This is a genomic window from Robbsia betulipollinis (assembly GCF_026624755.1).
Classification (GTDB): Bacteria; Pseudomonadota; Gammaproteobacteria; order Burkholderiales; family Burkholderiaceae; genus Robbsia; species Robbsia betulipollinis.
Map to the genome: position 1 here is coordinate 1,758,434 of NZ_JAPMXC010000001.1, position 13,941 is coordinate 1,772,374.

At 67.5% G+C, this 13,941-nt stretch carries 15 protein-coding genes; 2 read left to right on the plus strand and 13 right to left on the minus strand.

Annotated elements, in window-relative coordinates; genetic code table 11:
• Positions 1 to 15: 15 nt before the first annotated feature.
• Positions 16 to 834 carry a MetQ/NlpA family ABC transporter substrate-binding protein gene (locus OVY01_RS07590; protein WP_267846817.1) on the minus strand — a complete coding sequence of 273 codons (819 nt, stop codon included), beginning with the start codon at positions 832 to 834 and terminating at the stop codon, positions 16 to 18.
• 358 nt (positions 835 to 1,192) lie between these two features.
• Between OVY01_RS07590 and OVY01_RS23085 the strand changes: the two genes are divergently transcribed.
• The gene (locus OVY01_RS23085; RefSeq protein ID WP_284700837.1) at positions 1,193 to 2,764 is read left to right on the plus strand and encodes a methyl-accepting chemotaxis protein; all 1,572 of its coding nucleotides are present in this window, start codon (positions 1,193 to 1,195) and stop codon (positions 2,762 to 2,764) included.
• On the opposite strand, the gene OVY01_RS07605 is transcribed toward OVY01_RS23085, so the two are convergent.
• The 4 genes from OVY01_RS07605 to OVY01_RS07620 form a co-directional block, all read right to left on the minus strand.
• The gene (locus OVY01_RS07605) at positions 2,761 to 4,347 is read right to left on the minus strand and encodes a SulP family inorganic anion transporter (protein ID WP_267846819.1); all 1,587 of its coding nucleotides are present in this window, start codon (positions 4,345 to 4,347) and stop codon (positions 2,761 to 2,763) included. The two genes, OVY01_RS23085 and OVY01_RS07605, sit on opposite strands and share 4 nt — an antisense overlap.
• Before the next feature lie 77 nt (positions 4,348 to 4,424).
• On the minus strand, positions 4,425 to 5,318 hold the full coding sequence (locus OVY01_RS07610; protein ID WP_267846821.1) for an SMP-30/gluconolactonase/LRE family protein: 894 nt from the start codon (positions 5,316 to 5,318) through the stop codon (positions 4,425 to 4,427).
• Between the two features lie 42 nt (positions 5,319 to 5,360).
• Positions 5,361 to 6,539, minus strand: coding sequence for a branched-chain amino acid ABC transporter substrate-binding protein (locus tag OVY01_RS07615; RefSeq protein ID WP_267846823.1), 1,179 nt, complete (start codon positions 6,537 to 6,539; stop codon positions 5,361 to 5,363).
• A gap of 43 nt (positions 6,540 to 6,582) precedes the next feature.
• Positions 6,583 to 7,014, minus strand: coding sequence for a VOC family protein (locus tag OVY01_RS07620; protein ID WP_267846825.1), 432 nt, complete (start codon positions 7,012 to 7,014; stop codon positions 6,583 to 6,585).
• Between the two features lie 145 nt (positions 7,015 to 7,159).
• Here OVY01_RS07620 and OVY01_RS07625 point away from each other — a divergent pair, with 145 nt between their 5' ends.
• Positions 7,160 to 8,059: a LysR family transcriptional regulator gene (locus tag OVY01_RS07625; RefSeq protein WP_267846827.1), complete on the plus strand. Its 900-nt coding sequence runs from the start codon at positions 7,160 to 7,162 to the stop codon at positions 8,057 to 8,059.
• On the opposite strand, the gene OVY01_RS07630 is transcribed toward OVY01_RS07625, so the two are convergent.
• From OVY01_RS07630 to OVY01_RS07665, 8 genes are all read right to left on the minus strand, one after another.
• The gene (locus OVY01_RS07630; RefSeq protein WP_267846828.1) at positions 8,056 to 9,114 is read right to left on the minus strand and encodes a 5-oxoprolinase subunit C family protein; all 1,059 of its coding nucleotides are present in this window, start codon (positions 9,112 to 9,114) and stop codon (positions 8,056 to 8,058) included. The genes OVY01_RS07625 and OVY01_RS07630 overlap by 4 nt on opposite strands.
• Entirely contained in the window at positions 9,111 to 9,863 is a 753-nt protein-coding gene (locus tag OVY01_RS07635; protein ID WP_267846831.1) for a LamB/YcsF family protein, read from the minus strand. The genes OVY01_RS07630 and OVY01_RS07635 overlap by 4 nt, the downstream gene beginning before the upstream one ends.
• Positions 9,864 to 9,915: 52 nt before the next feature.
• Positions 9,916 to 10,686 carry a 5-oxoprolinase subunit PxpB gene (gene pxpB, locus OVY01_RS07640; protein WP_267846832.1) on the minus strand — a complete coding sequence of 257 codons (771 nt, stop codon included), beginning with the start codon at positions 10,684 to 10,686 and terminating at the stop codon, positions 9,916 to 9,918.
• Between the two features lie 119 nt (positions 10,687 to 10,805).
• Positions 10,806 to 11,126, minus strand: coding sequence for a heme-degrading protein HmuQ (hmuQ, locus tag OVY01_RS07645; RefSeq protein ID WP_267846833.1), 321 nt, complete (start codon positions 11,124 to 11,126; stop codon positions 10,806 to 10,808).
• Positions 11,127 to 11,177: 51 nt separating this feature from the next.
• Positions 11,178 to 12,080, minus strand: a complete 903-nt coding sequence (locus OVY01_RS07650; RefSeq protein WP_267846835.1) for an alpha/beta fold hydrolase — start codon at positions 12,078 to 12,080, stop codon at positions 11,178 to 11,180.
• Between the two features lie 71 nt (positions 12,081 to 12,151).
• A complete protein-coding gene (locus tag OVY01_RS07655) occupies positions 12,152 to 12,604 on the minus strand; it encodes a hypothetical protein (RefSeq protein ID WP_267846837.1) in 453 nt (150 codons plus the stop codon).
• A 106-nt stretch (positions 12,605 to 12,710) separates the two neighbouring features.
• Positions 12,711 to 12,998, minus strand: a complete 288-nt coding sequence (locus tag OVY01_RS07660; protein ID WP_267846839.1) for a hypothetical protein — start codon at positions 12,996 to 12,998, stop codon at positions 12,711 to 12,713.
• Entirely contained in the window at positions 12,995 to 13,882 is an 888-nt protein-coding gene (locus OVY01_RS07665) for a hypothetical protein (RefSeq protein ID WP_267846841.1), read from the minus strand. Before OVY01_RS07665 ends, OVY01_RS07660 begins: the two co-directional genes overlap by 4 nt.
• Between the last annotated feature and the right edge of the window lie 59 nt (positions 13,883 to 13,941).

Here is a 13,941-nt window from a genome sequence, read left to right on the forward strand (position 1 = left end):
ATACCGGGAAGACGCTCAGAAGGCCGGCACGATCGCACCGTTGAACTGTTTCAGGATGTAGGCGCGGACTTCCGGCGCATGATAGGCCGCGACCAGCTTGCGGGCCCACGGCTGGTCCTTGTCCTTGACGCGCACCGCGATCAGATTCGCGTACGGACCATGTACGTCTTCGCGCGCGATCGCATCGCGCATCGGCGACAGGCCGGCCTTGACCGCGTAGTCGGTATTGATCGACGCGGCGCTCAGATCGTCCAGCGAACGCGGCAGTTGCGCCGCGTCGAGTTCGACCAGTTTGAGGTGCTTGGGATTGTCCACCACGTCCAGCGGCGTCGCGTTCGTACCGGCCACCCCGGCGCCCTTGCGCAATGTGACGACATGATTGGCCTGCAGCAGCAGCAAGGCGCGGTTGCCGTTCGACGGGTCGTTCTGGATACCGACCTGCGCATGCTCGGGCAGGTCTTTCAGGGACTTGATCTTCTTCGAATAGAAGCCGAGCGGCATGGTGTAGGTCAGGCCCACCCCGACGATCTTGTAGCCACGCTGCTGGATCTGGCTGTCGAGAAAGGGCTGATGCTGAAAGCTGTTCGCGTCGAGGTCGCCGGCATCGAGCGCGGCGTTCGGCTGGACGTAGTCGTTGAATTCGATGACCTTGACGTCCAGTCCCTGTTTCTTCGCGGCCTGCTTCACCACTTGCCAGATATCCGCATCGGGGCCGCTCATGGTACCCACGCGAATCACCTGCGGCGTGCCGCCATCGGCGGCGTGCGCGACGCTTCCCAAGAAAAGGCCGGCCGCCAGCGCAAGGCTGCCGGCGAGGAGGTGGCGACGCTTCATGATGACTTCCTGTTTGTGCACGGTAAGGCGCTCGATCCTCGCACGAGCCGGAGCAAACTGAAAATAGCCATTTCTTATTTGCATATGACGCGGGCGGCCGGCCGGCGCGCCCGCGGCGCCCGTGCCGCGCCGGCGGGCGGTTCGCCCTCCGGTGCCCACGCCCCGTCGACGAGATGGCCGCCGCGGCACGGCGTCGAATGGATTCGTCACACCCGGAGGAAATGCCTGTCCAGGCCGATTTCGATCAAGTTCCAGGGTTCGTGGCCGTTAATCCCCTCATGGCGAACGCATGGGTTCGTCAGATGCCGACCGCCAGGGGCGCGGCGTTGAACGGATGCGAGGTGACGTTGTGAAACAAATGAAAGTATCCACGCGATTGACGGCAGGGTTTGGCTTGGTGCTAGTTTTCCTGATCGGCATCGGTATTGCCGGATTCTCCGGTATTTTGACGCTGCAGAACCGCATCTTCGAAGTGACGGCGGTCAACAATCAGGAACAGCGGGCCGCGGTCGACCTGAACGCGGCCGTGACCGACATCACGATCGCCGTGCGCAATGTCGTGCTCTTTCCGGTCATCGACGACAAGCGTCAGGAAGGTCAGCGCATTGCGCAACAGAAAGACCGCTACAACCAGCGGCTGGACGATCTCCAGCAACTCTTCGCGAAATATGGCGCGACGCCCGGCGAACAGGCGCTCGTCGTCCGCCTGAAAGGCGACCGGGACGCCGCGATGCCGATTTTCCAGCGCGTGATCGAACTGGGCGTGCAGAATCAGACGCAGGCGGCCACCGACGAAATGCTCAACACCTTGCGTGAAAAGCAGCGTGCCTGGACGAAGACACTGAACGAACTGGTCGCGCTGGAAGGCCAGGAAAACGAAGAGGCGGCCGCGGAAGCATCGCGCGAGGCCGCGGCGCTGAAACTGACGATCGCGATATTGTCGGTGCTCTCGGTGTTGGCCGGCTGCGTCGCCGCCGTGCTGATCACCCGTAGTGTGCTGCGGCAACTGGGCGCCGAGCCCGCCGAGGCCGCGGCGCTCGCCACCGACATCGCGAACGGCAATCTCATGGCGCGTCGCGGTACGGTCGTGCATGCCGGCGACAGCCTGATGGGCACGCTCGAGGCGATGCGCGCGAAATTAAGCGCCGTTGTCGTCGGCATCAAGGCGTCGGCGGATTCGATCGCGGTGGCGTCGGGGGAAATCGCGCAGGGCAATGTGGATCTCTCGCAGCGCACCGAGGAACAGGCCGCATCGCTGCAGCAGACCGCCGCGAGCATGGGCCAGCTGACCTCCACGGTCAAACTGAATACCGACAATGCGAAGCAGGCCAGCGTGCTCGCGCACGCGGCCTCGTCCACCGCGACGACCGGCGGCGACGTGGTCTCGCAGGTCGTCGATACGATGCGCAACATCTCGGACAGCTCGGCGAAGGTCGCCGAGATCATCAGCGTCATCGAAGGCATCGCGTTCCAGACGAATATCCTGGCGCTCAACGCGGCGGTGGAGGCCGCGCGTGCCGGCGAGCAGGGCCGCGGCTTCGCCGTGGTCGCCGGGGAGGTGCGCAATCTCGCGCAGCGCAGCGGCAGCGCGGCCAAGGAGATCAAGTCCCTGATCGCCGATTCGGTGGATCATGTCGCCGCGGGGTCGCGGCTGGTCGGCTCGGCCGGCGAGACGATGAACGACGTGGTGCGCTCGGTTACGCGGGTCACGGACATCATGGGCGAAATCGCCTCGGCCTCCACCGAGCAGTCCACCGGGATCGAGCAGGTGAATCTGGCGGTAGGGCAGATGGACGAAGTCACCCAGCAGAACGCGGCGCTGGTCGAGCAGACCTCGGCCGCCGCGCAGGCGATGGCCGATCAGGCCACGAAGCTGCGCGCCGCGATCGCGATCTTCAAGGTCGACGAACGCGCGGGCGCGTTTGCCTAGACCGCGACGCCGGCACGTATCAGCAACTGCCGGTTGCGCGCCGACAGGTGCGCGACGCGCACCTGCTTGCCGGCCCTGCGGTAGCGTGCATCGAGCGCCTCCAGCGCCGCGATCGCCGAGTGATCCGCCAAGTGCAGGTGGCGGCAATCGACGGTGATGTTCCCCGGGTCGCGCGCCGGGTCGAACAACGCCTGGAAATGGGCCGTCGACGCGAAGAACAGCGTGCCGTGCACGACATAGGTCTTCCCGTCGGGCACGCCCGCTTCGGTTCCGGTTTCGATGTCGGCACGGATGTCGCGCGCGTGCTGCCAGGCGAAATTCAACGCGGCGATGACGATGCCGCACAGCACGGCGATGGCCAGGTCGGTGAAGACCGTGATGACGGTGACGGCGACGACCACCAGCGCGTCGCTGCGCGGTATCCTGCCGAGCACCCGCAGGGATCCCCACGCGAAGGTCTGCTGCGCGACCACGAACATCACGCCGACGAGCGCGGCAAGCGGGATGCGTTCGATCAACGGCGACAGAAACAGGATGAATAGCAGGATCATCACGCCGCTGGTCGCGCCGGACAGACGCGAGCGCCCGCCCGAACCCAGATTGATCATCGTCTGACCGATCATCGCGCAGCCTCCCATGCCACCGAACAGCCCGGACACGATGTTCGCCGCCCCCAGCGCCACGCATTCGCGGTTCGGCCGGCCGCGGGTGGCGGTGATCTCGTCGGTCAGATTGAAGGTCAGCAGCGTTTCGAGCAGGCCCACGAGCGACATCAGTACCGCGTAGGGCAGCACGATGTACAGCGTCTCCAGCGTGAACGGCACGCCGGGCAGATGCAGGCGCGGCAGCGCGCCGGCGATGTGCGCCATGTCGCCGAGCGTGCGCGTGGGCAGATGCAGGATCTGCGTCGCCACGCCGATGCCGATGATCGCGACCAGCGCCGACGGCACGGCGCGGGTCAGGCGCGGCAACAGGTAGACGACCAGCATGGTCGCCGCCACCAGCCCGATCATGAGCCACAGTGCGCCGCCGTGCAGCCAGTGCACGCCCTGCGGCGTGTTTTCCTTGAAGTGTTCGAGTTGCGCCATCGCGATGATGATCGCCAGGCCGTTGACGAAGCCCAGCATCACCGGGTGCGGCACCATCCGGATCAGCTTGCCCAGACGCAGCGCGCCGAAGAGCACCATCAGCAGGCCGCCCAGCACCACGGTCGCGAGCAGGTACTGCACGCCATGCTGCACGACCAGCGCGACGATCACCACGGCCATCGAACCGGCCGCGCCCGAGATCATGCCCGGGCGTCCGCCGAACAGCGCGGTGAGCGTACAGATGAAGAAGGCCCCGTACAGCCCCATCAGCGGGTTCAGGCGCGCGACCAGCGCGAAGGCGATGCACTCGGGAACCAGCGCGAACGAGGTGGTCAGGCCGGCGAGGACGTTGCCGCGCAGATCGGCGAAGGAAAAAGAGCGGCGGGGAGGTTCCGGGAGGAGGGCGGACGTGCCGTCATGCGCGCTGGCATGCGCGCTGGCATGCGTGTTGTCACGCGTTTTTGGCGCGTTGTCCGAAGTGTCGTAGGATGTCATCGGTTAGCAAGCGGTTGGAAGCGTTGTCGTCGGATGACAGGACGGCAATTTTACGATAACGCACGCTTCGCCGCCGATCAACGCACCACATACGGCTTGACGATGCCCGTCTCGCCCGGTCGCAAACGCAGCAGTGCGCCCGCATGCGGCTCCTCGCGGAGTTGCTCCGGCGTCAGGTTTTCCGCCGAACTGGTGACGTACAGCGTATCGAGGGACGCACCGCCGAACGCACACATCGTCGGCTGGCTGACCGGCAGCGCGATGTCCCGGTCCACTTCGCCACTCGCATGGTAGCGGCGCAGCCGCCCCGCGCCATGCAGCGCGCACCAGTATCCGCCGGCGGCGTCCATTGCCGCACCGTCGGGAACGCCGCCCACCGCCTCGGGAATCTGCGCGAACAGGCGCCGCGCGCCCAGCAGACCCCGGCTCGCGTCGAACGGGTAGGCGAGAATTTCCCGCGTCTGCGTATGCGAGACGTAGAACAGGCGCTCGTCGGGGCTCCATGCCATGCCGTTGTGCAGGGCCGACGTGTCCGCCACCGGGCGCAGGCCCGTGTCGAAGGTGAAGGTCTGCAGCGCGCATTTCTGCGGCGTGGCCTGGCTGTTCTCGTCCAGCGGCTCGAACATCGCGCCGATCCAGAAGCGGCCGGTGCTGTCGCATGCGCCTTCGTTGAAACGAAACAGCGCCGGGTCGAACGGCGGGGGCGCGAGCGGTTCGAGCGACCCCGAGGCGAAATCGAGCCGGTGCACGCCTTCGCGCAGCGCCACGACGGCGCCGGAGAGATCGGCGACGAGCGCGAACGCGCCGATATGACTCGTCACCGGCCAGCAGCGCTCGGCGCCGCTGGCGGGATCGTAGCGGTAGACGGCGGGCTTTCTGACATCCATCCAGTAAAGCGCGTTCTCGGCGGCCACCCAGGTGGGCGATTCGCCGATGCCGGCATGCGCGTCCAGCACGATCTCGACGGACATCGAACTCTCCTGAAAAAAGGCGCGTCAGGGGAAAAAGGCGCGTCAGGGCGCGGTCACGACCCGCACCGCCTGCCAGCGGCCGTCGACGGCCTGGTACAGGGTCATCTTCGGATCCTGCAGATCGCCGTTCGCATCGAACGCGATCTTGCCAAGCACCCCCTGGAAAGCGAGTTTGCCGATGGCGGGGCCGAACACCGCGGGCTGCGTCGAGTTGGCCAGCCGCATGCCGTTGATGGCAACCCAAGCGGCATTGTAGGCGAACGCAGCGAAGCCTACCGGATCGGCGTGATACATCGCGCAAAAACGCTCGAGGAAGGCCTGGCCGCCCGGCGTGCGGGCGATCTCCGCGCCCTGCTCGAAGGCAAGCATGCCGTTGGCCGCGCTCCCCGCAAGTTTCAGGAAAGCGGGGTTGGCGAAGGTCGCGCCCGCCATCAACCGGCCGTCGAAACCCACCTGCCGCGCCTGCTTCGCGAACAGCGAGCCCTGCACGCCCAGCCCGGCGAAGAAGACGAGGTCGGCACGCCGGGCCTTCAGCGTCGTCACGATCGCACGGAAATCCACTGCCTGATCGCTCGTGAATTCGTGGTCGACCAGCGTGCCGCCCTGCGCCTTGACGGCTTTCTCGAATTCATCCGCCAGACCCTGTCCGTAGGCGGTGCGATCGTCGACGACGGCGATGCGTTTTGCCCGGAGCGTGCGCACGCCATACGCCGCCGCGTTGTCGGCCACCGTGTTGTCGGTGCCGTAGGGCCGGTACAGAAACGCAAAACCCTGGTGCGTGAGCGAGGGGTTGGACGCCGCCGGAACGATGTGCGGGATGCCCGCGCGGTGGTAGACGGCCGAGGCGGGTATCGTGGTGCCCGAATTGAAGTGGCCCACCACCGCCACCACGTTCGAATCGACCAGGCGTTGCGCGGCCTGCACGGCCACGCGCGGATCCCCCTGATCGTCCTGTACCAGCAAGGCGAAGGTCACGGGCTTGCCACCGATCACCAGCTTCTGCGCGTTCGCCTCGGCGATCGCCAGACCGATGCCGAGTTGCAGGTCCTTGCCGTAGTTCGCGGAAGGACCGGTCAGCGGCCCGGCGAAGCCGATGGCGACCGACGTGGCGTCCTGCGCCGCTGCCGGGGAAACCATGATTCCCGTGACGCCCCCCAGGGCGACGCATACGGATGCCACGAGGCAGAGCCTGCGGCGGCGTTGTCGCATCGATTCTGTCATCCGGCGTTCCAGGTGGGTTCACGCACGCGGCGCGGACGAGCCGTTATTTGGCGAACATCGCGCCGATGTCGGCGAAGGCCTTGAACTCGACGGCGTTGCCCGACGGATCGAGGAAGAACATCGTCGCCTGCTCGCCGACTTCACCCTTGAAGCGGATATGCGGCTCGATGATGAAGCGCGTGTCCGCTTGCCGCAGTTTGTCCGCGAGACTCTGCCATTGCGCCATCGGCAGCACCGCGCCGAAATGGCGGACCGGCACGGCGTCGCCATCGACCGCGCTGGTCTGGCGATGGCCTGCCTCCTCGGGCGCGAGGTGCGCGACGATCTGATGGCCGTAGAAATCGAAATCGACCCAGTCCGCCGAACTGCGGCCTTCCGGGCAGCCGAGCAGCTCGCCATAGAAGCTGCGGGCCGCCGCCAGGCTGTGGACGGGGAAAGCGAGATGAAACGGAATGGCCTGCTGGGTGGTGGGCATCGTGGCAACTCGTGTGGTGAAGGAAGCGCCGGCCGGCGCACGCCGGGCGTCGGGACGCCATGCATTCAACGCAGTTTATGCATGACAAAAAATGGTGAATAGCGATATATTTTTGTTCTTCAAAACACTATTTTTGATGAATTCCATGCTTCGTGAACTCCGCACCTTCATCGCCGTCGCGCAGCATGGCACCTTCTCCCGCGCCGCGGCGCGCATAGGTCTCACGCAATCCGCCGTCAGCGCGCAGATGCAGCGCCTCGAGTCCGAGCTCGGCATCGCCTTGTTCGATCGCACCGGACGCTCCGCGGTGCTCAGTCAGGCCGGGCGCGAGACGCTCGCGCTCGCCGGGGAGATGATGACGTTGTACGCGCGTCTGGGGCGTCACGGCACCACACCCGAGGACCATGGCATGCTGCGCATCGGCGCGATCGCCTCGGCGCAGTGGTCGTTCCTGGTCGATACGATCACGGATTTCCGGCAGGCGCATCCGGGTTGGCGAATCCGGGTCGTCCCCGGCTTGTCGCTGCACTTGCTCGCGCAGGTGGATGCCGGCGAACTCGACGCGGCGGTGATCATCCGTCCCCCGTTCGCGCTGCCCGCCGAACTCGAATGGACGTCGCTGGTCGACGAACCGTTCATGCTGCTGGTGCCCGATGCGCTTGCCGCCGCGCCCTGGCGGGACACCCTCGTCAGCGCGCCATTCGTGCGGTACGACCGCGGTTCTTTCGGGGGACGTCTGGTCGACCGTTTCCTGCGCCGCGCGCGCCTGGCGGTGCACGACGTGGTGGAACTCGACGAACTGCCGGCCATCGCGCGGCTGGTGGCGCGGGGCGTCGGCGTCGCGCTGGTGCCGCGCGCCGCCACGCTCGACGCCTGGCCGGCGGGCGTCCGGGCGCTCGATCTGGGCGAGGACGGGTTTCATCGGGAAATCGGCCTGGTTCAGCCCCGCCAGGACAGGCAGCCGGTGACGCGGCGATTCGCGGCCCTCGCGGCCCTCGCGGCGCAGGCCGCGCGCCCGCCCGGCGGCGCCTGCGCGATGGGCTAGCCCGTGGCGGGTGCCGCCGGCGTCGTCGCGGCCGGCAACGCGTGCAGCGTCATGCGCACGGCCGCGCGCAGGGCCGCCAGCGCATCCTCCTGTTCCAGATGGACGCGCTCGGCCTCGGCGTGGCTCACCTCGTCAAACCCCACGCGGGTTCCGGGCACCGCTTGCGCGAGCGCCGGCAGGTCGGAACTGATGACATGGGCAATCTTGGGATAGCCGCCGGCACCCTGCCGGTCGGCCATCAGCACGATGGGCTGGCCATCGGGGGGAATCTGCACGGTACCGAAATCCACCGGTTCCGAGATCATCTCCAGCGCGGCGCGCAGATGCAGTTCCGGCCCTTCGAACCGATAGCCCATTCGGTCCGAGCGGGCATGGATGCGGTACGAGTCTCGCGTGAAGTGGGCCTGCGCGGCGGGGGTGAAGTGCGACCACTGCGGGCCGCGTGTGAAACGCAGCGCGCTCAACAGCGCCGGGTGCGGGGCGACGTACAGTGCCGGACCGGCGACGAACGGTGCCGCACCGCGCAGCAGCGCGGCGTGCAGTATCGGGTAGCCGCTGTCCGCCGCGCCGAGCGCGACGCGGTCGCCGGCCTGTAGCGCACGGCCCGCGACGCCGCCGAAACCGCCGCGCAGGAACGTGCTGCGGCTGTCGAGCACCCGATCGCCCGCAAAGCCGCCACGCACCGCGAGATACGCCCGCGCGCCCTTGAGGCAGGCGCCCATACGCAGCGTTGCCCCGCGGCGCACGAGCAGCGCGCGTTGCCGGGGGACCGGGACGTCATCGATGCAGGCCTGCATGTCGGCGCCCGTCAACGCGAGCAGCACGTCGCGATCGAACCGGACCTTGGGCCCGATCAGCGTGCTTTCCAGCGTCGCCGCGTCCGGGTCGTTGCCCACGAGCAGGTTGGCGATCCGATGCGACCACTCGTCCATCGCGCCGTTGACCGGCACCCCCAGGCGCTGGTGACCGTAGCGTCCCCTGTCCTGCAGCGTCGACAGCATGCCCGGTTTCTCGACGTGCATGGCGCCCGACGGCGCGTCGCCGCCGGCCGTCATGGGGCGCAAATCGTGATGCCGTCGGCTTCCAGGCCGGCGCGCACGCGTTGCGCGAACGACGCGGCGCCGGGTTGATCGCCATGGATGCAGACCGAATCGGCACGCACCGGCACGCGCGTGCCATCCAGCGCGATCACGCTGCCTTCGTGCACCATGTGCCGTACCTGGTCGATCGAGCGCTCCACGTCGACGATCATCGCGTTGGGCTGCGAGCGGGGCGTCAGCGTGCCGTCGGGCTGGTAGGTGCGGTCCGCGTACACTTCGTGCACCACCCGCAGGCCTGCGTCCGCGGCGGCCTGCGCGAGGTTCGGCGTCGACACGATCAGCAGCAGCGAGGGATCGACGTCGCGCACCGCCGCGGCGATCGCCTGCGCCAGCGCCGCCTCCCGCACGATCATTTGGTACAGCGCGCCGTGCGTCTTGACATGGCGCAGACGGCTGCCGCTCGCCTGGGCGAAACCCGACAGCGCGCCGATCTGGTACACCATCAGCGCGTAGACCTCGTCCGGCGTCATCGTCATCGCCCGCCTGCCGAACCCCTGCAGATCGGGCAGGCCGGGATGCGCGCCGATCGCCACGCCCAGGGCCAGCGCGTCGCGCACCGTGGCGCGCATCGTCATCGGGTCGCCCGCGTGAAAACCGCAGGCGAGATTGGCGGAACTGACGAAGCGCAGGAGCGTCTGGTCGTCGCCCATGACCCAGGGGCCAAAGCTTTCGCCCATGTCGCAGTTCAGGTCGATCGATTTCATCGCATCTTGCCTCGGATAGGAAAGGAAACGGCGTGGTTGTCCGGTGGCGAGCTCATCGCGCGCGGCGCTCGTCGAGTTCGGCGAAGACTTCGGGCGAGATCGGCGAGAAATGCAGGCGATCGCCCAGACGCAGGCGCGTGGGAGGCGTCCATGCCAGATCGAACAGACTCCACGGCGTGCGGCCGATGATGTTCCAGCCGCCCGGCGAGGCGACCTGGTAGATCGACGTCAGCCCGTTGGCGATCGCGACGGATCCCGCCTCGACGCGCGTGCGGGGCGTCGTTCGGCGCGGCACCGACAAACGCGGGTCCAGCGGTCCGGCAAAGGGATTGCCGGGAGAGAAGTAGAAGGTATGCACGGAGACTTCCATCGCGCCATGCAGACGCACGACCTCCTCGGGCGAGAGCGCGCAGCGGCGCGCGACATCGTCGAGATCGGGGCCGTACTCGCCGCCGTAGCACACGGGAATCTCGATCAGCCGGGCGGGTGCCGCATCGGCCGATGGCGCGGCGTGCAACAACGGCGCGATGGCCTGGCGCAACTGCGCATAGGGGGAACCCTGCGCGCGGGGCAGGCATGCGGGGCGGTAATGCAGCGCCACCGTCGTGAAGGCGGGCACGATGTCGATCACGCCCAGCAGCCGCGCCGCGAACAGGCGCGCGGTGAGGGCGTGCACGCGCTGCGTCACGTCGGAATCGATTCGCGTGCCCAGGCGCACCAGCAGGCAGCGGTCTCCCATCGGCTCGACCGAGGGGAAGGCCGCAGGGATGGCCGCGGGGATGGCCCCAGCGTCGGGAGCCGCGGTGTTGGAGGGGCGCGGCATGCGATCCTTTTCGTCGGGTACTTCGTGCGGCAGTCTAAGCGCTCAAAAATACGGACGAAAACGATAAATTTTTTAGCTCGGCATCAATTTAATCGATCCTCGCGCCGGCACGCCGACGTCTACTTGACCGTCTGGATCACCTCGAAGCCTTCGAATTCCGGGTGACCGAGGTACAGCGGACGGGCCGCTCCGCCGTTGCCGGCATTGCGGTGCGACGCGCGAAACGCATCCGACTTCGTCCAGCCCTCGAACGCGGCGTGGTCCTCCCAGACCGTATGGCTCGAGTACAGCGCGTGGTCGTCGCGACGCGGGCCGCGCAGCAGATGGAATTCCACGAAGCCGGGTACCTCTTTCAGATGGCTGTCGCGGCTGGCCCAGAGTTCCTCGAAAGCCGTCTCGGAGCCGGGCGCGACCTTGAAGCGGTTCATGGCGATATACATGGCGGACAGTTCCTTTAGGGTGACAGGCGATGCGGTGACCGATGCCTTCGATTATAGCCCCGGCGCCGTCCAGTCCCGAACCGTCAGGACGGCGTCGGCGAATGCCCGGGGCGCCTGCTGCGGCAGGTTGTGGCCCACGCCGTCGATCACGCGGTGTTCATGCCTGCCGGTGAAATGAGGGGCATCCCGGGCGCTGCTTTCCGGCCCCTGCACGCCGTCGGCGCCACCGTCGAGCGTCACGCACGGGACCGTGATCGGCGGTTGCGCGGCGAGCTGGCGCTCGATGTCCTCCAACGCGGGGTCGCCCGCCACGAGTCCGAAACGGTGTCGGTAGGAATGGATGACGACGTCGACGAAATCGGGATTCTCGAACGCCTGCGCGGTGCGCGCATAGGTCGCATCGTCGAATCGCCAGGTGGGCGACCAGAGTTGCCACAGCAGGCGGCAGAACGCCGCGCGATGCGCCGTCAGTCCCTGGCGCCCGCGTTCGCCGTGGAAATAATATTGGTACCAGAGACGGTATTCCTCGCTCGGCTCCTGCGGGGCATTGGCATGCGCGATGTCCTGGATGTTGTAGCCGTTGACCGACACCAGACCCTGTACGCGCGCGGGATGGAGGGCGGCCACGATGCAGGCGGCGCGGCCGCCCCAGTCGTAGCCGCCGAGCAGCGCTTTCTCGATGCGCAGGGCGTCGAGCAGGGCGAGCAGGTCGGCCCCCAGCGCCGCCTGCTGGCCGGAGCGCGGCGTGCCCGCCGAGCGAAAGCGCGTCGGCCCGTACCCGCGCAGGTACGGAACGATCACGCGCGCGCCTCGCGCGACGAGGCGCGGGGCGACATCGTCATACGCATGGATGTCGTAGGGAAAGCCATGCAGCAGGACGACCGGCCAGCCATCATCGGCGCCGCTCTCTTCGTAGGCGATGTCGAGCGTGAGGGTGCTCAGGTGTTTCAGCATGATCGGCGTCCCGTGCGTTGAGAAGTGTCCGGCACTCACGCATGCCCCATGCCCGCTGCGCCGCGCGCGATTCAGCGCAGCGTAAGCGCCCAGTGCCCGGTATCGGTCCAGCGGCGTCCGGCGGGCGGGGCGGACGCGCCATCGGGCGGGGCGTGCGCCGTGACGGGACGCCGCAGCGCGACCAGCGAGGCGATCGCGGCCGCCGCGGCGGTATGTCTGGCATCCGTCGCGGCGCGGTCCGGTGCATCCTGCGGCGGTGGCTGATCCGGCGACGGGTGATGCGGCGGGACGGCGTCGGCCGGGTCCGCCGATAGGTCCGGCGCCGACACCTCCCAGTTTTTTTCGATTTCGATCTTGTACAACGCCAGCGCGGCGGACAACATCACTGACATGTCCCGCCCGTCCAGCCGCGGCGCGTGTAGCGCGATCCAGTTGACGAGGTCGGCCAGTGCATCGCCCGTGGCCGTGGCGTTTTTCTCATAGGCGCGCGCCTTGAGCTGTTCGAGAATGGTCTGGGTCAGCATGATGATCCGGGGGTCGGCGCGGCGATGCGCGATGCTACGTGGGCGATACGATCGGAAAAATTTAATCACGAAAGCCTTTCCGAGACAATACGCGCATCGGAGCGCTTCAGGGAGCGGCGCCGCCGGACTCTCCCTGACCGGCGGGGGCGTCGGGCGCGGCGCCACGCAGCAGCCGTCTCGCGCGTCGCCGGTCTTCCACCCGCATCATGGCGTCGCCCAATTGATGGACGTCCCGGGAGAGGTGGTGCAGCCGGGCCGCTACCTTTTGCTGCTGGTGGACGAGCGCGTCGAGCGCACGCTCCCGTTGCGCCTGACGCTGCGCGTAGTCGTCGAGGTCCTGGCGCATCGCGAGGCTGCGGATGCAGACGAACGCGCGGGTAGTGGAATCGATCATCGCTCGTTCTCCGGCGCCATGCCGTGTTCGGAAATCGGGCGCGGGCCGTCCGGTCGGGCCAAGGGGGCGCCGCGCAGGCGGCGCAGGGGCAGCAGCGCCGCGTGCACCCCATTCAGGGCGTGACACTTCGCCGGTCCGTCCGCGTCGTTCTGCCAATCCACGATGACGTCGCGGATTTGCCGCACCGATTGCTCCAGACTGTCGATCAACGCCATATTCTGAAGTTCGGCTATCGCGATCTCTCCGATCCGGAGCTCGTGCCGGCTTTCGCGCCGCTCGAGCGCCTGGAAACGACGGGACAATTCATACCGGTGCGTCTCCGCGATCTCGGCGCTGCGAGCCTGGACGATGCGTTCCATCGTGACGACCTCGTCGGCGAAGGCCCTGACCGCCGCATCGAGCGAATTCCACGCGGAGCTGTTGCGCTCGCGCCAGTACTCCCAGAACGACAGGAGCAAGCCGAGCAGCGGGACGAGCGCCGTGAACGGCGCGAGGACGCCGGCCAGGGCCGTGCCCGCGACGAAGAGCGACACGCGCAAAATGAGGCGCATGCACGAACGCCGCTGTTTTTTCGGGATTTCCCCGCGGCATGCGTTGAGCCGTTCGGTGCAGGTGATGCAGTGGCTGATGATCGCGTGGTAATGGACCAGCAGCCGTTTCGGGTCGTCCGTCTCCATGGCCTGTTTCGCGAGGGCGAGTTGCGTGCAGAGGTCGGCCGTTGCGTCGCGGTAATTCCGCAGGAGGGTATGCAGGCGGCGGCAGTTGCCGTGTAACGCGGTCGTGTCGCGGCGCTGGCGCCAGAAGCGACTGGTCCGGGTACGGCCATACAATTTGCGGGTCGCATGCTCGAGCTTGTCGATGTGGCGCTGGGCGTCGAAGCGCAAGGTGACAGGTGGGCCCCCGTCGCAGGAAGGCAGGTCGAGGGTTTCGGGAAGCGCGCGGA